Raw genomic sequence first — 22401 nt, 5'->3', positions numbered from 1 at the left:
CGTATTTACTCGGAAGAGATGGAAGCGTTAACTCGAAAGAGGCGATACGGTAATCCCCTGCAAAGGCGGCGCGACATCGGAAAGGACCGGATCGGTCATTTGCAGGGCCGCATTTTGCGGGCGGATCACCTCCATCATCCTGACTTTCCACAAATAAGGCAATTACCTGGATCAGAGCTTACGATGACGGCGGCAGGTCCTGAACCGCAGGAGCAAGAGGACGCCTGCGGATTGAAAAATAATGCAATCACAAGGAGGCGAAAATGGCAAAGGTTGTAATCAATGGAATGGGAAGGATCGGCCGGGCCGTACTCAAGATAGTACTGGATACCCCGGAATTGGAGCTCGCAGGAATGAACGATCTCCTGCCGGCTGACCATCTTGCCTATCTGCTAAAATATGATTCTGTTTACGGCCGGTACGAAAAGACCGTCACGGCCGGTGAAAAGAGCCTGTCCATAGAGGGAAAGGAATACCGCCTCTATAACGAAAAGGACCCTGCACAGCTTCCCTGGAAAGAACTCAATGTGGATCTCGTATTCGAGTGCACGGGTCTGTTCGTGAAAAAGGAAGATATGGAAAAACATCTTAAGGCGGGCGCACAGCGGGTAATCCTGTCGGCCCCTGAAGGGACCGGTCAGGTTGAAATGGTGGTCCATGGGGTCAACGCACCGGATGGTTCTCCGAAGCTGATTTCCTGCGCAAGCTGTACAACCAATTGTGTTTCACCGGTTGTTGAAATCATCGGAAGAAAAATCGGTATTAAAAAGGCGACCATGACCACCATCCATGCCTATACATCGAGCCAGTCCATCGTGGATGCACCTAAAAAGAAGTGGCGAAGGGGGAGGGCGGGAGCCATCAATCTTGTGCCGACCACCACCGGGGCCGCCAAAGCGGCCACCAAGGTGCTTCCGGAGATCAAGGGGAAATTCGACGGTGTTGCGATTCGCGGGCCGGTTCCGGTGGGTTCGATCGCCGACATTGTATTCGTGACAAAGCGGGATGTCACCGAACAAGAGGTCAACACCATATTTCGTGAGGAGGCCCAAACCGACCGGTATCGCGGGGTGCTGGGTGTGGCTGAGGATCCGATCGTCTCATCGGATATAATCAAGGACTCCCGGGCCTCCATCGTGGATCTGAGTATGACCCAGGTGGTGGACGGGGATCTGCTTAAGGTAATGAGCTGGTACGACAATGAGTGGGGCTACAGCGCACAGATGGTCAGGGAAGCCGTTCGAATGGTGATGTGATCGTCGCGGTCTGCCCGGCATCGTCATTCACCCGATACTTATCGCTGGCTATTTTTATGCCAATGTGTTAGAAAAACCCCGGATAGGTAGCGATGTGTAGAGGATGTCGTATTTCGAAACCCACAGGATATGAACAGGAGGTGCAAAATGCCACAAAACGTGTCCACACCGGCCCATTGCCCGGGATTTCAAGAACTGCGCAATCTGACGTCATTTAATTGCAAGTGCCCTGAATGCGGCAAAGAGAATGAGATTTTCTCCGATGAATTCAACAAGGCCCATAAATGTTCCGGCTGTGGCAAGCCTATCGACTTCACCAAGTGCAGCATTGAAGCTTCCGGGCGGGATGTCTCCCCACGCTGAGTAACGGTATTTCCGCCTCCTCAAAATGGAGGCGGAAACCCCATCCCCTGCCTTGACACAGCAAGCCATGATATGACAAACAGCCCGGAGCACCGGGGAGGCCTTCAGGTTAAGATCCGGGCTCAACAGACGAATAAGTCACCCTCTGCCTTCTGTTTTATGGTTCTTGGTAACCGCTGCTGTGATTCCTCCAAAACGATTGTAGATCCAGGCTGAGAGCGACGAGGTAAATGCCGAATTTAAAAACGGCGTTCTCAACATCACCATGCCGAAATCCGCTGAAAGTAAACAACGGAAAATCGAGATCAAAACAAGTTAAGCTGGCTTGGAGGGCATCCATCTCCTCATGTGTTCAAAACGTCATGGCTGTCGGTGCAGGATCCGGGACGGAAAACAAGGCATGGGCGGTTCAGCCGGCACTCTCGATAAACCGGCATGTCGTTTCCTAGCGTCCGATTGAAATCGGTTCATCCGTTTCCACAACCCCTGGCGGGGTGTAATATGGACCGAACGGACCGTCTTCCATCGGTTCCTCCATAACCGCCTCATAAGGATATTCAGAGAGGTTTTCCAATGCCTTTCGGGTAATGTCGTATATAAATCCGTCACGACCTATATCCAGGGGCTGATACGGTGCAGCAATATGGCCCTTTGGGACAAGTCCTCCTTGTGACAGAATCAGCGCTTCAACCTCGCCATTGGCAATCAACAGGTCCTCGACCTGTCCCAGGGACTGTCCGTCATGATTGTATGTGTTACGCCCCATGATTACAGAAGCGAGATACCGTGCCGGAGAATAAGTCCGGGATCCATCGATTTCTCCTGATTTGAGATAGGCGGAATAGGAGGTATGGAGACCGATTTCCTGATACCTGACTTCCGGACGTTTCTCCACCTCGCTTCGAGTAGCTGCCGCCTCAAGTTTATCCCCGCGCTTCTTCAGTTTTTCCAGTCCCATGGATACCTGTTTATCGCCAAATTCCAGAATTCCTTCCATTTCCACAATAACCGCTTTTACGTTCCCATTGCGTTCGATGATAATGTCGGCGATTTCGCCGATGACTTTTCCATCTTCAGTTATGACATCACGATCTATCATCCAGCCGGCCATGAAACGCACAGTCTTCTGCTCCTTCTCAGTAGCGCCGGACGAGAGACCGATCATGAACATGAACGGCCAGGCTGACAGCAACCCAAAAACGATCATTACATTCAACAACTTCTTGTCTATCCCTGATTTTCTGTGCGGAAAGCTGGTTTTCATAACGGATTACCTATATTTTATGCGGGTTTTTCATAAACGATATCGGACGTCAGGCCGAGTGAGAATAGGGTGAAGACCGTATATCATGGGAAAAGGAGTCGCAACGACGCCCTAAACCGCCGGATGGGCAGCGCCTCCGGGCTACTGATATCATGATCACAGGATAAGGGATGGACCCCATTTCCCTGAGCACTCTCGACGCTGTATCCTAGAAGCAGCGAACTCTAAAGAATCTAAAGAAGGAGGCATGCAATGCTGTTCGTACATTTGATTTTTGCCCTGTTTTTTGCAATTCTCCTGAGTGCTATTTTCGCCCTTGGCTTCAGCAGAAAGGGACCGGGAGAAAGCGTAGCACTATTTTTTCTTCTCTTGTTTCTCCTCTCCTGGGCGGGCGGCGCCTGGCTTGCGCCTTTCGGTCCTCAGCTCTGGGGCGGGTACTGGCTCCCTTTTCTGCTGGTCGGTGTAGTGATTGCGCTATTCCTGGCTGCGCTGGCCCCCACGCCACAGGAACCTGGAACGAACCTGGCTAAAGAAGGGGGAGAGGCGGTTGAACGTCAGGCAGCATTAAGCGGCCTGGGAATTTTCTTCTGGATATTGATGGCGACTCTGGTAGCGGCTATCGTCATCCGCTATATTTAAGCGTCTTACTCACAACTCCAACCCCATATTTTTTAAAGGAGGAAGAGATGTTTTATATCGGTCACTTTTCATTCAGAGAAAGCGGAAAGGAAATACGGCATGGGTATTTCACCGTGATCATGGAAGGGGATGGCGTTGATAGGACGCTGAGCGAATTCAGCAATCTTTTAATAAAACTGCAGGACAAGGAGAACCTCTTCCATGTGCCGGCAACCGTCTATCTGGATGCCGTAAGCAAGGTGAAGGCGATTCCCGAGGAAGGACTCATGGCCCATATGATAAGCAGAAAGGGAGAACTGAGTTCGTCCATCAGTATTTCGCTTCCCGATGTATCGGAAGAATACGCGGAATTTTATGGTATGGTGCCAGAGCCTCCCAACGGGACCGGCCGGAATATCGGAGAAGGATTTGCCGTTGCCTCTGAAATTCCTGAGCCGGATGAGATGGAGATCGAACCCTTTTTACAGTTCGAATAGCGTAACAATGCAGGCTTCTGAGGCGGAACCCTACCAGCCATATTCCCCCAGCAACGCCACAAAGCGGCATCCTCCCAGACTTTCACTCGATATTTCGCCGGCGTGTTTACGGATTTTTGTGAGTTCCTGAGAGACCCTGTCTCCTATCGGGATGACCATTCGTCCTCCCTCAGCCAGTTGATCGACAAGGGGCGTGGGGATCCGGGGGGCGCCCGCGGTGACGATGATGGCATCGTAGGGTTTTTGTTCCTCCCATCCCAAAGTCCCGTTGACCGTTTTGAAAAAGATGTTGGTGTACCCCAATGATTCCAGGATTTCACGGGCCTTAATCTGAAGTTCCGATATCCGCTCCACTGTATAGACCCGGGCGCAGAGTTCAGCCAGAATAGCGGTTTGATAACCGCTTCCCGTACCGATTTCCAGGGTCTTTTCGTCCCCTTTCAATTCCAGCGCTTCGGTCATGAGGGCAACCATGTAAGGCTGTGATATGGTCTGTCCCTCATCTATGGGAAGGGGACTGTCCATATAGGCCTGACTCACCCTTCCCCCCCCCACGAAGCGGTGTCTGGGGACCTGGGCCATGGCGTGCAGGACCCTTGGGTCTTTAATCCCGCGAGGAATAAGCTGTTCGGAGACCATCCGTTCTCTGGCCTTGTCATCTGTGAGCATGTCATGCACCTCCTGGCATAAAAAAAATCACCTGAATCTCAGGCAACATCACCCCGTACGTTATCTCATAATAGTTGGAAAGGCAGATGAAGGTGAATAGGGTAGAGCCTGTATATATGGGACCCGGAAGGTATTTTCAGGGCCGAAGCAGGACGTTGACATCTTTATGGTGATTTTTTCCCGAATAGGAAGGAACGAGAGATGGGCGTGTGGTGGGCCGGTCGAATAGGGGATTGACCCCATTACCCGGGAGGGATGCTTCTCTTAGAATATGTCAAAAGACTAGTTAGTGTCTGAACGAAAATCACGCCTTGGCGTGATTCAGCCACAATTGCGAATTGAGGAATTGCGAATTCCGAATTGGTGGAATAGAGTTGAAATTAATAAAACCAAGTTTTCAATTCCACCCTTTTTGGATTTCCGGGTTTCCGTTCAGACACTAATTACAAGGAGGATCGTTGAATGAAGATCGTCTGTATGTGGTGCCGCGAAGAGGTGTCTCTGGATCATGCAATTTTTCATAATTACGAAGGACCTGTGAAATGCTTTTTCTGCGGTGCTGTCATGGATGTCGGTGTTTCCGGGGGCGTGTTGGAATCGATGTCGCTGAATCAAAGGGCATTGCCTGCGCTCCAGGGTTACGCTTCCGGGTTGGGACAGGGTCCGGGCGCAGCCAAGATGGAAATGTAGCAGAGGAACTGAGACATTGCTGGCATCGTGGTTGCCTTGGAAATTCATTCTCAAACGTATTGCCCGTTCATACGGCTTCCTGGATCCTGTCACCTTCATGGCCAGGCTTCGCCGCCTTTCGCAACCCTCGGAAGTCCAGGAGCCTTTGGAGCTCATCAGGGCCGGCGTGGTGTTTCATGCCCGGGGATTGATAAATACAAAGGTGATCCAGAACAATCTGGATTGGGTATGGCCTTACTGGGTGGAGAAACAATTCAATCCCAATGACCCCTCTTTTCTACCCAGGGCCTACTCCCTTACCCACGTCAATCTGACGCAACGAAACTGGACGGCCGTGGGCAGACCCGATTTGCCCGTCTACCCCCTTGTGGATCCAAGAGGACTCGTCACGCCTTTTCATGATGGATGGTCCCTCGATTTCTGGATTTTGACGGATCAGGGGGAGATGCTTTTGCCATCCAAACTTCCTCATGTTCACCAGGTACTGGAGCCCGAACAGGGATTGGCCGTCAAAACCCTTTGCCGGAAACAGGGGATGGATCTGACCACACGGGTCCTCGTCAAACACGATACGTCACCGGAACTTGTAATGGAGGTGAAAGGGCGCTCCGCCTGCAAAGGCTGGCTGGCAATTTCCCTGAGACCTTATAATCCCGAAGGCATACAGTTCATGGAAAAAATTGCCTTCGATGCCGGGTCCAAGACCTGGGTTGTAGATTACGGCACCCATATCCGGCTGAGCGAGGCCCCCGATCGGATTCTCTTTTCGAATTATTATGATGGGGACGTGATCCATAAGTTAATGGCGCCGCAGTCGGAAAGCAGCGGGACCTGTCCGGTGGGTCTGGCCACGTCCGCGGCTCTTTTTCCTCTTGAGAATCATACGCCGAAGGCCGTGGACATTCGGATTTCGTTGAAACAGGAAGTCCCACGAGAATTCTTGAAGCGGGGCTCTTCCGGGGCGGACTGGGAGTCTGTCATATCGAAGACCGCCCGGCTTCAGGTCCCCGACAGCCGGTTTCAATATCTCTATGAGGCGGCCAAGAGGACGCTTGTGCTCCTATCCGCCACCGGCCCGTTTCCGGGACCCAATACGTATCGTCGATTCTGGTTCCGGGATGCCTGTCTTATGATCAACGCCCTCCTTTCTCTGGGACTTACGGATCGGTGTTCTCGTTTGCTGAACGCCTTCCCCTCGAGGCAGAAGTATTCCGGATATTTTGAATCTCAAGAAGGAGAATGGGACTCCAATGGGCAGGTGCTCTGGATATTGGACCGTTTCCAGCGACTGAGCGGTCTCCCACTTAACGACCATTGGGTTCGGTCAATCATCAAGGGGGCCGATTGGATCCGGCGCAAACGTACCCCCCGGGACGCAGGCCGTCATGGCGGGCTTCTGCCTGCAGGCTTCAGCGCCGAACACTTGGGACCGAATGATTTTTATTACTGGGATGATTTTTGGGGTCTGGCCGGACTCAGATCGGCCGCACGCCTCTGCGGGTTATTTCATCCAGAAAAGGAGGGGACCTTTCAAGCTGAGGCAGAAGATTTCGAGAAGAGCATCTTCGATACCATTGAAAAGAATACCAGACCGGAAACCCGGGGGGCCATACCGGCATCACCCTACCGGCGAATGGACTCCGGCGCCATAGGATCTCTGGTGGCGGACTATCCGCTTCAGATCACTTCTGAGAATGACGAGAGGGTCACGAATACGGCCGATTTTCTCATGAGGCATTGTCTTCATGAAAAGGGTTTTTTTCAGGACATGATACATTCCGGGATTAATGTTTACCTCACCCTGGGCCTTGCCCAGACCCTGCTCAGGAGAGGGGATCTCCGCTACCGTTACCTGATCCAAAAGGCGGCTGAACTGGCCTCTTCCACGGGGCAATGGCCAGAGGCCGTTCATCCCATCACAGGCGGAGGCTGCATGGGAGACGGCCAGCATGGATGGGCGGCCGCGGAATGGGTGCAAATGATCAGGAATTTGTTTATCCGAGAGGAGAAAGCAGAAATTATTCTCGGCTCCGGTCTCTATCCGGAATGGCTTCGATCCCCGGAAGACCTGTTCTTCGGACCGACGCCGACACCCTATGGGGATGTCAGCGTGCGCATCTCCAAAAAGAAACATGGTCTGGTGCTTCACGGGGAGGCGCAATGGCGGACGGCCGCCCCCCGCATGGAGATTCGTATTCCCGGCTACAGAGACAAGGTGTGGCATTCTGTTGACCAACCCTGTGAAATCGAGCCTGCTGCGGACGCCTCCTGAGCCTCCTCTCTCGGTTGTTGAACACTCTGTTTTGGTGATAAAGAGGGCCGTTATCCTGTGAGACTGCAAAGGGGGCTTCCATGAATATCTCTATGTTTACAAACACGTATCTCCCACATGTGGGGGGTGTCGCCCGCTCGGTGGATTTTTTCGCGGAGGATCTCCGTAATCTTGGGCACAGGGTGTTCGTGATTGCGCCTACATTCCCCGAGGCGCCGGAAGGAGAAGACCCGAAAAAGGTCCAGCGGGTGCCGGCCATCCAGAACTTCAATGGGAGCGATTTCTCCGTCCGGATCGCCGTTCCTTTTGTATTGGCCGAACGCATCAAGGCGTTTCAGCCGGAGGTGATTCACAGCCATCACCCTTACCTTCTTGGGGATACCGCCCTTCGAACGGCCCGCCGTCATAATCTTCCCCTGGTCTTCACCCACCACACGCTCTACGAGAAATACACCCATTACGTTCCCATGGACTCGCAGGCCATGAAGAGATTCGTGATCAACCTCTCGACTGAGTATGCCAATCTCTGCACCCGCGTCGTGGCGCCCAGCCACAGCATCGCCGAACTGTTGCGGAAGCGCGGGGTGACCACGCCCATCGAAGAGATCCCCACCGGTGTGGACCTCGACTTTTTCAGGAACGGAAGGAAAGAGAGGTTCCTGACGGACAATGCCATTGAAGTCGAGGAACCGGTCATAGGGCATGTGGGAAGGCTGGCTCCTGAAAAAAACCTGGGGTATCTGGCCAACGCAGTGGCTGACTACCTGGGTCGAAACAAAGGCACATTTCTGGTGATCGGGGCGGGGCCCAGTGAGAAAGATATCCGGCGGCCCTTTCGAGAGCAGGGCGTGGAGCATAAACTGGTGATGGCGGGTAAACAATCCGGCCAGGCGCTCAGTGATGCCTATAACGCCATGGACCTCTTTGTCTTTGCATCCAAAACCGAGACCCAGGGCATGGTATTGCTGGAAGCCATGGCCGCAGGCCGGCCGGTCATCGCCCTGGATGCCTCGGGGTCCCGGGAGGTGGTTGAGGACGGGCACAATGGACGTCTCCTGGCCGGAGATGCCCCGGAGGAGACCTTTTGCAAGGCTATTGAAGCATTTTTCGAGCATCCTGGAACAGCCCGTCGCTGGAAAGAAGGCGCCCTTAGGACGGCGTCGGACTGCTCACGGGAGGTCATGGCGAAACGAATGCTCACATTATACCAAGCCACTCTGGAGACGCAACCGAAACCCGATCCCGCACCCAATGACCTCATCCCGTGGGATCGGGTGCTAAGGGGCTTGGAGGTCGAGTGGGACCTTATCGCCGAGAAGGCTGCCGCCTCCATTCAGGCGTTCACAGGCAAGGACCCTGTTTCCTCATAAATGATAGGTCGGTCGGCCGGAGAGAAGATCATCTTTGTCATGATTTTCATGAGGTTCATCGCAGGTCTCAGGTCCGCGAGCCGATTACCGTCGTTAACAGAGGGAATAGGGCTTTCACCCCATATGAATAGCTATCTCACCGTAATATGGTCAACACAGATGGTCCGCATTTTATTGCAGCTCTTGGGCAGAGACCCCCAGGGCGTCCAGAACGCTTCCGGGACTTAGGTAAAACCTGTTTGGTTGCGGCTGTCAGGCCGCCTTGGGAGGAGATGTCCATCCCAATAATCGATCGCGCGTGAATCTTGAAAGCCTGAACTGTATTGGATTGAGAATCAGGGGAGAACGCATCATGCCTGAACTTCCGGATGTGGAGATTTTCAAGCAGTATCTATCATCCACTGCACTTCACAAAAAGATCCGATCCGTCGATATACACAGCGCGGAGCTGTTGAAGGGGATAACCGCTCAGAAGTTGAAAAAAACCCTGAAAGGCGAGCGCTTCATATCGACCCGACGACACGGCAAGTATCTTTTCGTGGAAATGGCGGAGAGCAAAAAATGGCTGGTCCTCCATTTCGGCATGACAGGCTTTCTCAAGTATTTCAAGAACACCGCCCGGGAACCGGCGCACGAAAGGCTCCTCATCCATTTTTCCAACGGCTATCGGCTGGCGTATGACTGTCAGAGAAAACTGGGAGAGATTGCGCTTACTGATGCCCCGGAAGTGTTTATCCAAGAAAAGGAATTAGGGCCGGATGCCCTTGAACCGGGCTTCAATGTGGATCGGTTTAAAGAGACCTTGAAAAAGACCCGTGCAATGATAAAATCCGCCCTGATGAACCAGAAATTCATCGCCGGGATCGGCAATGTGTATTCTGATGAGATTCTTTTCCAGGCAGGCATACATCCCGAGACCCGGAGCAGTGAACTGGATGAAGATGATCTTACGACGTTGTACTCGCAGATGAAACGTGTCCTCAGGACTGCCATAGACGCCCGGGCAGATCCCGATCACCTCCCCTCCACCTTCATCATACCCCATCGATACGGCGACGGCACCTGCCCGAAATGCGATGGTAAAATCGAAAACAGCAAAATTGGCGGGCGGACCGCTTACTATTGTCCACGCTGCCAGAAGGGCTGATTCACTACCATCTCTTCCTTTAAATCCGGCATTCCTCCGGATCGCACTTGGAACCATGAGCATAGGTGTAGGTCCGTTCCTTCGCCCCCAACTGGAGGACCTGCTCCGATCGGCTGCCGTAACGATAAATAGCTATGCCTTTCAACCCCAACATCCAGGCCCTGCGGTACGCATTGGAGACGTCCGACGGCGTCGCATCCTCGGGTATATTGACGGTTTTGGAGACGGAGTTGTCCACATGGCGTTGAAAGGCGGCCTGTATTGCCAGATGTCGTTCAATTGGAATTTCCAGGGCCGTCATGAAAATGTGTTTCATGTCTTCCGGGACACCTTTCACTTCCTTAAGCGTTCCCTTTTCCATAATCTGTTCCACCAGGTGCTCCGTATTCAGATGGTTTTTGTCGGCATACTTCCTGAACAGGGGGTTGACTTCTTGGAGATCATCATTTTCCAGAACATTCACGCGCCGGTAGGCAAGGGCAAAAAGAGGCTCGATGCTAGGCGTGGTATCGGCAATAATTCCGATGGTGCCGGTGGGGGCGATGGCGGTACGAGTTGCATTGCGGACGGAAATCCCCTTTTCGTCATGAACACTCCCTTTCCAGTTGGGATAATGCCCCCTCTCGGCTGCAAGTTCTTTTGAGGTCCGCAACGCTTCTTTATTGACATGTTGCATAATATATGATGCAGTCTCTTCGGCCTCCTCTGAGGCATAAGAAATCCCCATGCGGATGAGCATTTCGCTGAAACCCATGACGCCCAATCCTATTTTTCGGTTTCCCTTTGTGGCGGTTTCGATTTCCCGAACAGGATAGCGATTAACGGAAATGACATTATCCAAAAAACGGACTCCTTGGCGGACCGTAGAAAGGAGTTTGTCCATATTAATTCTTTTGCCGTTGTCTTTTAGCATGTGGGAGAGATTAATAGATCCCAGGTTACATGATTCATAACCCAGGAGCGGTATTTCGCCACAGGGATTGGTGGCCTCGATGTACCCGACATGGGGTGTCGGATTGGCCTGATTGACCGTGTCCATAAACAGGAGACCTGGGTCCCCTGTTTGCCAGGCCGCCTGAACGATCTCTTGAAACACATCGGCAGCCTTTATCCGTGCCGTCACATGTCCGTCGGCTGGATGTACCAGATCATACGAATCGTCTTCCATGACGGCATTCATAAACGAATGGGTCACTGCCACGGATAGATTGAAATTCCGCAAAATCTGGCCATCCTCTTTGGCCCGGATGAAATCCAGGATATCCGGATGATCCACACGCAACACACCCATATTGGCGCCCCGACGTTTCCCGCCCTGCTTAATATAGGTGGTCGTACAGTCGAATATCTTCATGAAAGAAACAGGGCCAGAGGCCTCTCCCCCTGTTGAAACGATGGGATCGGAGGCGGGCCGCAGTTTTGAAAACGAGAAGCCGGCTCCCCCACCGCTGCGCTGAACCAGGGCCATCTGTTTCAGGGCATTGAATATTCCTTCCATGGTGTCCTCCACCGGAATGACGAAACAGGCACTTAGCTGCCCCATGGACGTGCCCGCGTTCATCAGGGTGGGGCTGTTGGGCAGGAAATCCAGTGAGGTCAGCATCTGGAGAAAGATCTCCTGCCATCGCTCGGCGTCAGCGGAGGTTCCGATGATAAGTTCGGCCTGGGCAATATGGCGGGCAACTCGACGGAAAAGCTCGGCAGGGGTTTCGACGATGTTCAAGTTCCGATCCCGCATGAGATATCTTGCTCTCAACACAGCCTGGGCGTTATCTGACAGTTCAAGATGTGTCATCTTTCGGACCCTCTCCTCAGTACCGTTGTAAGCATCAATACGGACGGGAGTCAGAGGTGAGATGTCAGCATGCGACCTGCTGTGTATTCTGTGAACACCATCTCACATTTCCCCTTTCAGCATATTCATGACTCGGTAACTGTTGCATTCATGTCTTTCCCTCCCGAGGTCATAGGTGTTACCGGGGAACATTAGCAAGACCAGTTTCATTCTATACAATAGGCTGACTCACTAAGAGAATAGGGCCTTGAAGGTATTTTTTCAAGGGAGCATCACCTCATTTTATATTTGGGCCTGCATATACCGAACGATCGGAATACAAATACAACGTTGACCCCATGGATAATTCCGGGATGGTTTTTCTATAATATAGAGATACGCTGCAAATCAATGGATGGATTATAGGCTTGAAGTCGCCTTGGGAGGACATGTTCATCCCAATAATCGATCGAGCGTGAATCTTGAAACCCGGAACTGTATTGGATTGAGAATCAGGGGAGAACGCATCATGCCTGAACTTCCGGATGTGGAGATTTTCAAGCAGTATCTATCATCCATTGCACTTCACAAAAAGATCCGATCCGTCGATATACACAGCGCGGAGATGTTGAAGGGGGTAACCGCTCAGAAGTTGAAAAGGATAATTCGCTTGTTTTGGTATAGCAATGAAGAGGGCATCATCTGCCGGAGAATGAGATATGGGAGTTTCGAAACATGCCTTGAATGGATCCCGATTCGCTGAAGGACCGAAAAATGCCAGGGTCATGCTGGTGGGACAGAATCCGGGGAGAGAAGAGGTAAAGCAGGGTCGACCCTTTGTGGGAATGGCGGGCAAATACCTTAATCGCGTGCTCAAGGAAAAGGGAATTGATCGGAAGCAACTATACCTGACGTGCGTTGTCAAGGAACCCACACCGAAAAACAGAAAGCCTGCTTCAGATGAAATCAATCGCTGGATGCCCGATCTGGTGCGGGAAATCAAGGAAATCGATCCATGGATTATGGTCCTCATGGGGAGAGTGGCCTGGAACACCCCACGGTCGGAAAAGATCGAATACGTGGAAACTTACCATCCTGCCGCAGCCATGCGGTTTCCAAAGGTGAGACAGAAGTTCGAGAAGGATATCGAAACCCTCAGCCGAATCATGCAGCGGAGGGGTCTATCGGTTATGGAACAGATACCTCATGTTCCCGGTTAAGCGCCAAGGGGTATCCTCCATCGGGATAGGGATAATCGATCCGGGTCTCTTGGCATGTCAAGACGGGTCTCTTGGGGACCCGCGATCAACCAGCATGTCCAGGACCTCTTGTTCGCTCAGATCATACCAATCTTGATAGGCCTCGGCCACGGCAAAGGTGGCCGTGGTTCTGATATTGGCACAGTAGATCTTATTCACTTCCGGTCGGATGCGATCTACGGTACGTTGGGGGGCCGTGGGCACCGCCACAATCGTTTCACGCGGGTTTGCTTTTTTTGCCATTGCGATGGAGGCCAGCATGGTAAATCCGGAGGCCAGCCCGTCATCTACCAGGATGACCCTTTTCCCTGAAAGATCGGGAAAGGGACGTCCTTTTCGGAACAGGAGGTTTCGCTTTTCGAGCTCTGCGCCCACCCGTTCTTTTTCAGCGTCAATCTGCCCCGGGCGTAATCGGAGTTCCGACAGAAGCCGTTCATTATAGAAGACCGTGCCATTCAGCATCATCGCACCGAAACCGGCCTCGGGATTGCCGGGAATCTGCAACTTCCGCACAATCATCAAATCAAAGGGGAGACCCAATATCTCCTTCACCCTTAGCCCCACCGGGACGCCTCCGGAAGGAATCGCCAGAACCATGCCTTCCTCGATATGCTCGTACTCCGGCTGCAGCATCAGGCCAAGGGTCCTCCCGGCCTCAGAACGATCCGCAAATATGAACGACTGGTTGCGAAACTGATCCAGTTGATGGATTTCTCCATTCATTTCCTTTCCTCCTTTGTCAGCCGAGTAATTTTCTAACGCGGATACCCGCAACCAATCCCGCCAGGCGGGACTCACACCCCGTACCATTTTCCGAAGCTACCCTGTGTAAATACGCTGCGCTGTCCTTCGGAATTGAACAGGGCAGGCGGGGTAAACAAAGACAAAACACATAAAGGGGTTTTTCCCGGGACCCTTCTTCCAGGATCAAAGCAAAACAATATCCTTTTCGTGTCTCGGTTCAACAAGATTTTTTCCATTCTATATTCATCGCTCCTGTTCAGAAATAGGGTGATAAAGGTATTTATGGGGAATCCCTCTTTCCTGTACAGGGCCGGTTGGAGTACTGCAGGTCTGAAATCCAAATACATCATCGACCCTATGGAACTCTTTGAGTTCTTTGCGGTACACAGGGAAGACACAGCCCAGTGTCTTTGTTGGAACGGCCGAAAGAGGACCGTCTCATGGCCCATTCACCATCCTTGCCTGTGAAAACGTCCTTGATCGTGTTGACTACAGTATCCCTATAATTTTCATCTGGATTTGGAATGGCCTCAACATGGGCAAGCCTATACTAGAAGAAGGAAAAAACTGCTGGCGTATACGGAATGCCGGACGGGCGGCCTTCCTTGTGGACGGGGCATCGTATTTCGAAGCCTTTGCATCCGCCCTGGATCAGGCCGAAAAAACGATCTACATTGCCGGGTGGGACATAGACAGCCGGATTCCTCTTTTGAGACGCGAGAACGCGCCTGACCGTCCACTCAGCCTGAAAGAGCATATCAAGAGAAAGGTCTCATCCACTCCTCATCTTCAGGCATACCTCCTCTACTGGGATTTTGCCATGATTTATGCCCTTGAACGGGAATGGCTGCCTGCGTTCAAACTGGGATGGAACACCGACCGACGTATCCACTTTTTCATGGACGACGAACATCCCACCGGGGCCTCCCAACATCAGAAGATCGTTGTCATCGACGATCAGGTGGCTTTTGCCGGGGGCATGGATCTAACCGGACACCGGTGGGATACCCCTGAACACCGCATAAAGGACCCTCGACGTACAAGCCCGTACAATAAGTCGTATGAGCCCTTTCATGACATACAGATGATCGTGGACGGGGATGCAGCCGCCACTCTGGGAGATCTGTTTCGGGATCGCTGGCAGCGTGCCACGGGAAAACGTCTTGCGCACGTTGAAGCTGAAGGCCCCATCCCCTGGCCCTCCGGGATCGAACCGGACATGACACATGTTTCGGTTGCCGTCGCCAGAACCATGCCCGGTTTTAAGGGGAGGCAGGAAGTCCGGGAGGTGGAGACATTATACAAAGACGCCATCGATTTCTCTGAAAACTATATATACATTGAAAATCAATATCTTACATCTTCTATTGTGGCGGAGGCCTTTGTGAGGAGCCTTGAGCAAGAGCAGGGGCCGGAGATCGTGCTCGTTCTCCCCAAGGAGAGCAGCGGATGGCTGGAGAAGAGCGCCATGGACGCCATTCGGGCCAGGATATTAAAACGATTGTCTGAGACGGACCACTTTGGAAGGATGAGGATCCTTTACCCTGTCCTGGAAGACGGGCGGACACCCCTGTTTGTTCATGCCAAGGTCATGATCTCGGATGATCGATTTGTGCGGGTCGGCTCTGCAAATCTGAGCAATCGATCCATGGGCCTCGATTCGGAATGCGATGTGGCCATTGAGGTCGCAAGCGGCGACAAGATAGAAAATGGACCCGTCCTGCTTCGAAACCGGCTGCTGGCCGAACACCTGGGAACAACCTCTGAAAAAGTGTCCGCAGCGATCAAAAAGGAGAGGTCCCTGATAAAGGCGATTGAATCGCTGGTGGGTGAGGGGCGTACGCTGAAACCGATGGATATGCACCAGGATATCCCGTTTGACGGGACCGCCCTGGTTCGGGATATATCCCTCATCGATCCGGAAAGACCTGCGCAGATGGATCAGATGATTGATCGATTCGTAGATGATGAAAAGTCCGAATCCCGAAAACGCCCCCTGTTAAAGGCGGCCGCCTCATTGGTGATCCTCCTGGGAATGGCCGCGGCCTGGCGCTGGACCCCGCTCTCTGAGTGGATCGATTTACAAAACATGGCGTCCTGGGCCCAATCCCTTAAAGGAAGTGCTTTTTTAGGTGTGGGTATCGTGGGTGCCTACATTGTGGGGGGCCTCGTGATGGTGCCTGTTACCCTTTTGGTCGGGGCAACCGCCATGATCTTTCCACCGCTGAAAGCAGGTCTTTACGCCCTCTCAGGCTGTCTTTGCAGCGCGGTGGTGACATATGCCATCGGCGCCCGCCTTGGAAAGCGACTCATTCACAGAATAGCGGGGCGAAGGATCAACCGGTTGGACAAGATATTGGGCAAGCAGGGTCTGCTTGCCGTGGCTATCGTGCGCAATCTGCCCGTGGCCCCATTTACCGTTGTAAACCTGGTCGCGGGCGCATCAGGGATCCGTTTTAGAGATTATGTGGCGGGCACCGCACTGGGCATGGCCCCCGGCATCCTCGCCATCTCCGTATTCGCCGATCGTTTGATCCATACGGTAAAAGACCCGGAATGGGGGAACATCGCCTTGACCGTCGGTCTGGCGATTATTCTGGGCATCGGAATCTGGTGGGCGAAGAAAAGGATCTCGCGGGAAAAAGGGAATTGATATTGTGTCGGAATACAGGGTTTCCTTCGCAGGAAGATCAGGAAGTATAAAAAGGGCGATACAATTCCTTTTTTTGATACAGCGAAAGGACAGAACACTTTTCCTGACCCTTAAGGTCTCCGAATAGGCCGCGTCACAGCGGTTTCAGAAAGTGGAATCCGTCACATTTCGGCGGAAGGCGGTTACTCTCTGTTTTGGCGGAAAGGCAGCCTGACGATAAAGGTGCTCCCCTTATCCGGTGTGCTTTCTGCGGTAATATTACCCCCGTGCCTGTCCACGATCTTACGGCATATGGCAAGCCCGATCCCCACGCCGTCGTAGGCGCTCCGGCCATGCAGGCGCTGAAAGGCGATAAAGATCCGGTCCAGGTGGGTTTCTCTGAAGCCGATGCCGTTGTCCTGCACCCTGATTTCGCACAGGGTATTGTGGGAGGGGGCTTTGGCATCATCAGCGCCTGATGTAAAAGGGGTCGGCGCCCATATCCTGATGACCGGGATGGTTTCTTTCTTCTGGAACTTGAGGCTGTTTGAAATGAGATTCTGCATGAGTTGGAGCATCTGGTGAGGATCGGCTTCAATGCCTGGCAGAGCATTTACCTCTATTCGGGCATTTTTCTGAGTGATGACGGCATCCAGATTGGAAAGGGCGTCTTTTGTGATTGCCGTCAGATCCACCCGTTGGAAAGGCCGCGCCTTTGTGGTGATTCGTGAATAGGTGAGCAGGGACTCGATGAGTGTCCTCATCCGTGTCGCTGCCCTCACCATCCGTTCGAGTGAGTCTTCGGCATCGGGAGGGAGGGCGTCAGTGAGCTGGCTCTTGAGAAGTTCGCCAAAGGTCTGGATTTTGCGAAGCGGCTCTTGAAGATCGTGAGAGGCGACATAGGCGAATTCTTCCAGTTCCCTATTGCTGCGCTCCAACTCTTTGATGTAGACGTTCATTCTCTCTTCAGCCTCTTTTCGTTCGGTCACATCCACCAGGGTGAGGATGAGGGATGTCACCGTATCCTGAGGTCCCTTTATGGGGAGGAGACTCCAATCCCAGTAGGTAACGCCTGGATCGGCCTGGTCACGGTATACAAAAGGTTTTGCAAAGGCATGGTAGGGTTTTCCCGTTTCCACCACCCTTTGAAAAATATCCTGTTTTTCCTTGTGGGGATAAAGTTGAAAGTGATTCTTGCCTATAAAGAATTCAGGGGATTTTCCCGACATATCTGCGTAGGCCTTGTTCACTTTCAGGAAATTAAGATCGCGGTCCAGATATGCTACCAGAAAATGAATATTAGTGAAAATAGCTTCAAGTATGTCATCATTGATACAGGGAAGTGCTTCTTTGGTCTGGAATTCTTTCATTCTGTGGTCCTCAGGGGAGCAGCCGGTTTCTGTGCCGTCCAGCGCCATCGGCGATTTCCAAATGGTACAGACTCGAGAGGAACGGCCGCCTGCGGTCGATCCGACAGAACTCTATCTCATGAATATAAAAAAATCAAGAGACCTTCCATATCTACAAAGTTGAAATCTTTCCCTCCATTTACATCAAAGATGAGTGCAAGTCGATTCAACAATAGGGGCTTCACCCCATTGATATGTTAACGCCATTGGGTATCATAAAAATGTATCTATATGATAATGATAACAAATTAGAAAAGCGGAGGTGTGTATGACCGAAAATAAAAAGTGTCGCTGGGTTGGAAGTGGGCTCTTGGTGATCGTATTGATCCTGAGCCTGTATTCGATGGCATCGGGTGCCTTGTTCATCGAACAGGGGGAGCGCAACGGCGTGGCCTATGCCACCGGGGGGATCGGTCTCGAAGAACGTGAGGCCATGGAAAAGATGGCGGGCAATTACAGCCTCAAGGTCGAGCTGGCAGCGACATCCGGGAGCTATCTTGCAGACATCAAGGTGTGCATCACGGATATGGGTGGGAAGAAAGTTTTTGAATACAGCACCTCCGATCCCTGGTTGTACGTGGACCTTGCCGCAGGCACTTACAAGATCACTGCATCCTTTAAGCAGGAATCCAGGATGCAGGAGGTGAAGGTGGATACCGGCCTGAAAACCGTCATGTTCCACTGGAAGCGGTAAGGAACTGAGATATAAGAGTTCACAGAGACTTATCGAATAAAGATCCTGCTAATAAAGACCGATGCATACATCCGGCGCCAGGAGGATGATTGCGCCGGACTGATACAAAGTGAGGTGTTTCATGTCAAAAAAAGATCAGAATTTGAAGATGATCAAGGAGTATTTGGACGATGAATTCCCCGGGCTGGAAATCGTCTCCATGGACATCAAAGGGTTGATGCCGGACCGCCCTAATCAATTTTTTTACGGATTTAAGGTGGGGAAAACGTACTTTCTGGCCGTGATACGGGCTATGGTGGAGGAGGAGACGGTCTATCCGGTCCTGGAGGGAAAGAATATTGCCGAACAGATGAGAAACCATCCCCTGGCGTATGTGGTGATGGAAAAGGGCTCCTTCGGTAAAGGGGTCGAGGTGAATATAAAGGCGGTCGCGACCTGAGGAGAGCGCCTCTGCATATCCGGTGCCCAAATGCGAGGGGAGGAAGATGCGGAAGTTTTTCATCACCAATAGGGTCTGGACCTCATTGTAAAGGCTTTGAGCATATGGTCTAATTAAATTCCGGAAATCACAATGAAGCCCCGGAAGACTGTTGTTTCGGATCCGGGCATTACAACGGCGAAAGCCCCAAATCACAAATGAAAGGAGAATTATTATGGCAGGCGAAACCGATCCGTTGGTATGGGTAAAGGACAATGCAGGCAACCGATTTTTCTGCAGCCTGGGAGCGCTTCGAGATGCGAATTCGGTGAGTGAAGAGGAAAAGGCCAGATGCGTAGACGATGCATCGCGGCTGATGAATCCCAAAAGTGTTCCGGGGGAAGGGAAAATCAAATTCTCCAGATCGGAAAGTACGGCGTAGTCCGGTTTTTCCGTTTTCCGCGCAAAAAAAGCCCGACACCGGATACCTGTGCCGGGCTTTCCTTTTGCAGCTGTTAAGAATATGAAACGGACGCAGCGCGCGTAAGGTTTCGGATGAGTCTTAATCATCCGGCGTGCGAATCCCGGATTATGGACCGGAATATCGAAAGGACGAGAGAGATGCTCGACCGCCCCATGTTTTCAACACAGGAAAGGTTAAAGGAGTCCAGTCCATGAGATTGCATGAGGTCCTGGAAAAAATTGCCCGTAGCGTGAGATACCATATCCTTGTCTCCACGAGCCGCGCCGGTTCCGGTCATCCGACGTCAAGCCTCTCTGCTGCCGACCTTATGGTCGGCCTCATGTTCGGAGGGAATTTCCGGTACGACATCGGCAGACCCGATCATCCGAATAATGACCGGCTGGTGTTCTCCAAGGGACATGCTTCTCCTCTTCTCTACGCCCTGTGGGTGGTCGCAGGGGCGCGGCCCCAAGAGGAGTTGCTCACCTACCGGGCGTTCGGAAGTCTCCTGGAGGGGCATCCCACTCCCCGTTTTCCCCATGTGGATGCGGCCACCGGTTCCCTGGGCCAGGGTCTGTCCATAGGATTGGGGATGGCCTTGAACGCCAGGTTCCTGGATCGGCTCCCCTACCGGACATTCGTTCTCATCGGCGACAGCGAGATGGCCGAAGGCTCCCAGTGGGAAGCCCTGCAGATTGCCGCCCACTACGGACTGGACAACCTCATCGGCATCCTGGATGTGAACAGGCTGGGACAGCGGGGCGAGACCCTGTACGGTCATGACATGGCGGCCTACACAGAGAGGATCTCCGCGTTCGGCTGGGAGACCATTGCCATCGACGGACACTCATTTTCCGAAATCGTGGAGGGGTATCAGGCGTCTTTGGCGGTCTCGGGCAAACCGGTGATGCTCATCGCCAGGACCCTTAAGGGAAAAGGCGTCTCCTTCCTTGAAGACAAAGAAGGGTGGCACGGGAAGGCCCTCGAAAAGAAGGATCTGGACCTGGCATTGAAGGAGTTGGGAGACGTTGATACATCTGTTCGCGGTGAGCTCATCCCGCCCGAAGACCTCGTGCCCGACATTCCGGCGACCGGGGAGATCGAGGTATTGGAGTACCCTGTGGATGTGCCCGTCGCCACCAGGGCGGCTTATGGGAATGCCCTGGCACGGGTGTACCCGCGGTATCCGGAAATCGTATGCCTGGACGGAGAGGTGAGCAATTCCACCATGTCGGCCACCTTCAAGGAACACTATTCAAAGCGATTTTTCGAGATGTACGTGGCGGAACAGAATATGGTGGGCGCGGCCCTCGGACTGGCCGTAAGGGGAAGGATGCCCTTTGTATCCACGTTCGCCGCCTTTTTCACCCGGGCATTCGATCAGATCCGCATGAGCCGGTATTCCGACGCCCATATCATTTTCGTGGGTTCCCACGCCGGGGTGTCCATCGGACCGGATGGCCCCTCCCAGATGGGTCTTGAAGATCTGGCCATGTTCCGGACGCTTCCGGACGCAGCTGTTTTATATCCGTCTGATGCGGTTTCCACCGAACGACTGGTGGAAGCGGCCGCACAATACAAGGGAATCGCCTATCTCCGGACCACCCGGAGCAAGACCCCGATCCTTTATAATTCGGAAGACACCTTCCCCATCGGCGGCAGCAAGGTCCTCCGTCGGACCGGGCGGGATGCGGTAACGGTGGCGGCCGCCGGGATTACGCTCCACGAGGCACTGGCCGCAGCCGATCATCTTGTGAAGGAAGGGATCGCCGTCCGGGTGATCGATCTGTACAGCGTTCACCCCCTGGACAGGGAGACCTTGTTGAGGGCGCAAAAGGAGACGGCCGCCATCGTGACCGTGGAGGATCATTATGCCGCAGGGGGACTGGGCGAGGCGGTGGCAGCGGTCCTTCCCAATGCCACGGTCCACATCATGGCGGTGCGCAAGAAACCGCGGAGCGGCACCCCCGAGGAACTCCTCGACGACCAGGGAATTTCCCGGAAGTCGATTGCAGCCGAAATAAGGGAGATTATGTCATGCCAAGCATCCTGATCACCGGAAGCAACCGGGGCCTGGGCCTGGAATGGGCCCGTCAGTACGCACGGGAAGGCTGGCGCGTGTTCGCCACCTGCCGGCATCCCAGCGAGGCAAAGTCCCTCGGCGAACTGGCGGAAACATATGCCGGCCTCAGCATTCACCGTCTGGATGTCACGGTGGTGGAAGACATCCGGGGGCTTTTCTGGGAACTGGAGAAAGAACCGGTGGACATCCTGCTGGGAAATGCAGGCGTCTACCTGGATAAAAATATCGCTGAATTCGGATCGCTCTGCTATCACGACTGGATACGCACCCTGGAAATCAATACCATGGGGACCATCCGGGTGGCTGAGCTTTTCATAGAAAACATCGCCCGAAGCCAGAGACGCCTCATTGTGGCCGTGAGCAGTCATATGGGGAGCATCGCCGATATCCAGGATCCGGGGAGCTACTACTACCGCTCCAGCAAAGCGGCGCTCAACGCTGCCATGCAGGGGCTCGCCGTCAAATTGAAACCCCGGGGCATCGGCGTGCTCCTGCTCCATCCCGGCGGGGTAAAGACCCGGATGGGTCCTCCCTTCGGTATATCGGCCGAAGAAAGCGTAACCGGGATGCGCCGCATTGTAGAGGGATTCCGTTTGGAAGAGGGCACCGGCCGGTTTGTCAAGTATGACCTGACCCCCATGCCCTGGTGATGGGTCCGACATATCAGAATCTTTGATGGTGACTTCTCTGCATCCTGCGGAGAGGTTGGCGCCATATCGGTAAGCGCTCAAAAATTGCCATGGTTTTCACCAATACCTTTTGGGTTGCGGCTGTCAGGC

General features: G+C 53.1%; 21 protein-coding genes. 16 read left to right on the top strand and 5 right to left on the bottom strand.

The genetic code is table 11. The features are described 5' to 3' along the window. Positions 1-263 precede the first annotated feature (263 nt). From gap to K9N21_06655, 3 genes are all read left to right on the top strand, one after another. Complete coding sequence (gap, locus tag K9N21_06665) at positions 264-1256, top strand: type I glyceraldehyde-3-phosphate dehydrogenase (protein MCF8143586.1); 993 nt, start codon at positions 264-266, stop codon at positions 1254-1256. Between the two features lie 159 nt (positions 1257-1415). Then, on the top strand, positions 1416-1619 hold the full coding sequence (locus K9N21_06660) for a hypothetical protein (GenBank protein MCF8143585.1): 204 nt from the start codon (positions 1416-1418) through the stop codon (positions 1617-1619). A gap of 205 nt (positions 1620-1824) precedes the next feature. Next, positions 1825-1938, top strand: coding sequence for an Hsp20 family protein (locus tag K9N21_06655; protein ID MCF8143584.1), 114 nt, complete (start codon positions 1825-1827; stop codon positions 1936-1938). A gap of 126 nt (positions 1939-2064) precedes the next feature. Here the strand turns inward: K9N21_06655 and K9N21_06650 are convergent, their stop codons facing one another. Continuing rightward, on the bottom strand, positions 2065-2883 hold the full coding sequence (locus K9N21_06650) for a PRC-barrel domain-containing protein (GenBank protein MCF8143583.1): 819 nt from the start codon (positions 2881-2883) through the stop codon (positions 2065-2067). Positions 2884-3135: 252 nt separating this feature from the next. Here K9N21_06650 and K9N21_06645 point away from each other — a divergent pair, with 252 nt between their 5' ends. Continuing rightward, positions 3136-3522, top strand: coding sequence for a hypothetical protein (locus tag K9N21_06645; GenBank protein MCF8143582.1), 387 nt, complete (start codon positions 3136-3138; stop codon positions 3520-3522). Positions 3523-3569: 47 nt separating this feature from the next. Further along, a complete protein-coding gene (locus K9N21_06640) occupies positions 3570-3998 on the top strand; it encodes a hypothetical protein (GenBank protein ID MCF8143581.1) in 429 nt (142 codons plus the stop codon). A 30-nt stretch (positions 3999-4028) separates the two neighbouring features. Here the strand turns inward: K9N21_06640 and K9N21_06635 are convergent, their stop codons facing one another. Continuing rightward, complete coding sequence (locus K9N21_06635) at positions 4029-4667, bottom strand: protein-L-isoaspartate(D-aspartate) O-methyltransferase (protein ID MCF8143580.1); 639 nt, start codon at positions 4665-4667, stop codon at positions 4029-4031. A 462-nt stretch (positions 4668-5129) separates the two neighbouring features. Here K9N21_06635 and K9N21_06630 point away from each other — a divergent pair, with 462 nt between their 5' ends. The 4 genes from K9N21_06630 (at position 5130) to mutM (ending at position 10146) form a co-directional block, all read left to right on the top strand. After that, positions 5130-5357 carry a hypothetical protein gene (locus tag K9N21_06630; protein ID MCF8143579.1) on the top strand — a complete coding sequence of 76 codons (228 nt, stop codon included), beginning with the start codon at positions 5130-5132 and terminating at the stop codon, positions 5355-5357. A gap of 16 nt (positions 5358-5373) precedes the next feature. Next, on the top strand, positions 5374-7629 hold the full coding sequence (locus tag K9N21_06625) for a hypothetical protein (protein MCF8143578.1): 2256 nt from the start codon (positions 5374-5376) through the stop codon (positions 7627-7629). Between the two features lie 80 nt (positions 7630-7709). Next, a complete protein-coding gene (locus K9N21_06620) occupies positions 7710-8999 on the top strand; it encodes a glycosyltransferase (protein MCF8143577.1) in 1290 nt (429 codons plus the stop codon). A 352-nt stretch (positions 9000-9351) separates the two neighbouring features. Next, positions 9352-10146 carry a DNA-formamidopyrimidine glycosylase gene (gene mutM / locus K9N21_06615; protein MCF8143576.1) on the top strand — a complete coding sequence of 265 codons (795 nt, stop codon included), beginning with the start codon at positions 9352-9354 and terminating at the stop codon, positions 10144-10146. Positions 10147-10165: 19 nt separating this feature from the next. Here the strand turns inward: mutM and K9N21_06610 are convergent, their stop codons facing one another. Continuing rightward, on the bottom strand, positions 10166-11941 hold the full coding sequence (locus tag K9N21_06610; GenBank protein MCF8143575.1) for an adenosylcobalamin-dependent ribonucleoside-diphosphate reductase: 1776 nt from the start codon (positions 11939-11941) through the stop codon (positions 10166-10168). Positions 11942-12639: 698 nt separating this feature from the next. On the opposite strand from K9N21_06610, the gene K9N21_06605 reads away from it, so the two are divergent. Beyond that, positions 12640-13140, top strand: coding sequence for a uracil-DNA glycosylase (locus K9N21_06605; GenBank protein ID MCF8143574.1), 501 nt, complete (start codon positions 12640-12642; stop codon positions 13138-13140). A gap of 57 nt (positions 13141-13197) precedes the next feature. On the opposite strand, the gene K9N21_06600 is transcribed toward K9N21_06605, so the two are convergent. Next, a complete protein-coding gene (locus K9N21_06600; protein MCF8143573.1) occupies positions 13198-13902 on the bottom strand; it encodes a phosphoribosyltransferase in 705 nt (234 codons plus the stop codon). A gap of 556 nt (positions 13903-14458) precedes the next feature. Here K9N21_06600 and K9N21_06595 point away from each other — a divergent pair. Then, positions 14459-16576 (top strand): VTT domain-containing protein, encoded by a 2118-nt coding sequence (locus K9N21_06595; GenBank protein ID MCF8143572.1) that lies wholly within the window; start codon positions 14459-14461, stop codon positions 16574-16576. A 182-nt stretch (positions 16577-16758) separates the two neighbouring features. On the opposite strand, the gene K9N21_06590 is transcribed toward K9N21_06595, so the two are convergent. Next, positions 16759-17925, bottom strand: a complete 1167-nt coding sequence (locus K9N21_06590; protein ID MCF8143571.1) for a PAS domain-containing protein — start codon at positions 17923-17925, stop codon at positions 16759-16761. Between the two features lie 307 nt (positions 17926-18232). Here K9N21_06590 and K9N21_06585 point away from each other — a divergent pair, with 307 nt between their 5' ends. The 5 genes from K9N21_06585 (at position 18233) to K9N21_06565 (ending at position 22272) form a co-directional block, all read left to right on the top strand. Then, positions 18233-18658 carry a carboxypeptidase regulatory-like domain-containing protein gene (locus K9N21_06585; GenBank protein ID MCF8143570.1) on the top strand — a complete coding sequence of 142 codons (426 nt, stop codon included), beginning with the start codon at positions 18233-18235 and terminating at the stop codon, positions 18656-18658. Positions 18659-18779: 121 nt separating this feature from the next. Next, the gene (locus tag K9N21_06580; GenBank protein MCF8143569.1) at positions 18780-19097 is read left to right on the top strand and encodes a hypothetical protein; all 318 of its coding nucleotides are present in this window, start codon (positions 18780-18782) and stop codon (positions 19095-19097) included. Between the two features lie 214 nt (positions 19098-19311). Next, the gene (locus tag K9N21_06575; GenBank protein ID MCF8143568.1) at positions 19312-19518 is read left to right on the top strand and encodes a hypothetical protein; all 207 of its coding nucleotides are present in this window, start codon (positions 19312-19314) and stop codon (positions 19516-19518) included. Positions 19519-19750: 232 nt separating this feature from the next. After that, complete coding sequence (locus tag K9N21_06570) at positions 19751-21592, top strand: transketolase (protein MCF8143567.1); 1842 nt, start codon at positions 19751-19753, stop codon at positions 21590-21592. Then, complete coding sequence (locus K9N21_06565) at positions 21577-22272, top strand: SDR family oxidoreductase (protein ID MCF8143566.1); 696 nt, start codon at positions 21577-21579, stop codon at positions 22270-22272. The genes K9N21_06570 and K9N21_06565 overlap by 16 nt, the downstream gene beginning before the upstream one ends. Positions 22273-22401: the final 129 nt, after the last annotated feature.

The organism is Deltaproteobacteria bacterium (assembly GCA_021737785.1).
GTDB lineage: Bacteria > Desulfobacterota > DSM-4660 > Desulfatiglandales > Desulfatiglandaceae > AUK324.
This window is presented reverse-complemented; position numbering and strand designations above follow the sequence as displayed.

Coding starts and splice junctions, on each gene's coding strand:
- K9N21_06640 (MCF8143581.1), top strand. CDS start 3,570: ATGTTTTATATCGGTCACTTTTCATTCAGAGAAAGCGGAAAGGAAATA.
- K9N21_06620 (MCF8143577.1), top strand. CDS start 7,710: ATGAATATCTCTATGTTTACAAACACGTATCTCCCACATGTGGGGGGT.
- K9N21_06590 (MCF8143571.1), bottom strand. CDS start 17,925: ATGAAAGAATTCCAGACCAAAGAAGCACTTCCCTGTATCAATGATGAC.
- K9N21_06595 (MCF8143572.1), top strand. CDS start 14,459: ATGGGCAAGCCTATACTAGAAGAAGGAAAAAACTGCTGGCGTATACGG.
- K9N21_06650 (MCF8143583.1), bottom strand. CDS start 2,883: ATGAAAACCAGCTTTCCGCACAGAAAATCAGGGATAGACAAGAAGTTG.
- K9N21_06645 (MCF8143582.1), top strand. CDS start 3,136: ATGCTGTTCGTACATTTGATTTTTGCCCTGTTTTTTGCAATTCTCCTG.
- K9N21_06570 (MCF8143567.1), top strand. CDS start 19,751: ATGAGATTGCATGAGGTCCTGGAAAAAATTGCCCGTAGCGTGAGATAC.
- K9N21_06565 (MCF8143566.1), top strand. CDS start 21,577: ATGCCAAGCATCCTGATCACCGGAAGCAACCGGGGCCTGGGCCTGGAA.
- K9N21_06575 (MCF8143568.1), top strand. CDS start 19,312: ATGGCAGGCGAAACCGATCCGTTGGTATGGGTAAAGGACAATGCAGGC.
- K9N21_06630 (MCF8143579.1), top strand. CDS start 5,130: ATGAAGATCGTCTGTATGTGGTGCCGCGAAGAGGTGTCTCTGGATCAT.
- gap (MCF8143586.1), top strand. CDS start 264: ATGGCAAAGGTTGTAATCAATGGAATGGGAAGGATCGGCCGGGCCGTA.
- K9N21_06635 (MCF8143580.1), bottom strand. CDS start 4,667: ATGCTCACAGATGACAAGGCCAGAGAACGGATGGTCTCCGAACAGCTT.
- K9N21_06610 (MCF8143575.1), bottom strand. CDS start 11,941: ATGACACATCTTGAACTGTCAGATAACGCCCAGGCTGTGTTGAGAGCA.
- mutM (MCF8143576.1), top strand. CDS start 9,352: ATGCCTGAACTTCCGGATGTGGAGATTTTCAAGCAGTATCTATCATCC.
- K9N21_06605 (MCF8143574.1), top strand. CDS start 12,640: ATGGGAGTTTCGAAACATGCCTTGAATGGATCCCGATTCGCTGAAGGA.
- K9N21_06580 (MCF8143569.1), top strand. CDS start 18,780: ATGTCAAAAAAAGATCAGAATTTGAAGATGATCAAGGAGTATTTGGAC.
- K9N21_06585 (MCF8143570.1), top strand. CDS start 18,233: ATGACCGAAAATAAAAAGTGTCGCTGGGTTGGAAGTGGGCTCTTGGTG.
- K9N21_06600 (MCF8143573.1), bottom strand. CDS start 13,902: ATGAATGGAGAAATCCATCAACTGGATCAGTTTCGCAACCAGTCGTTC.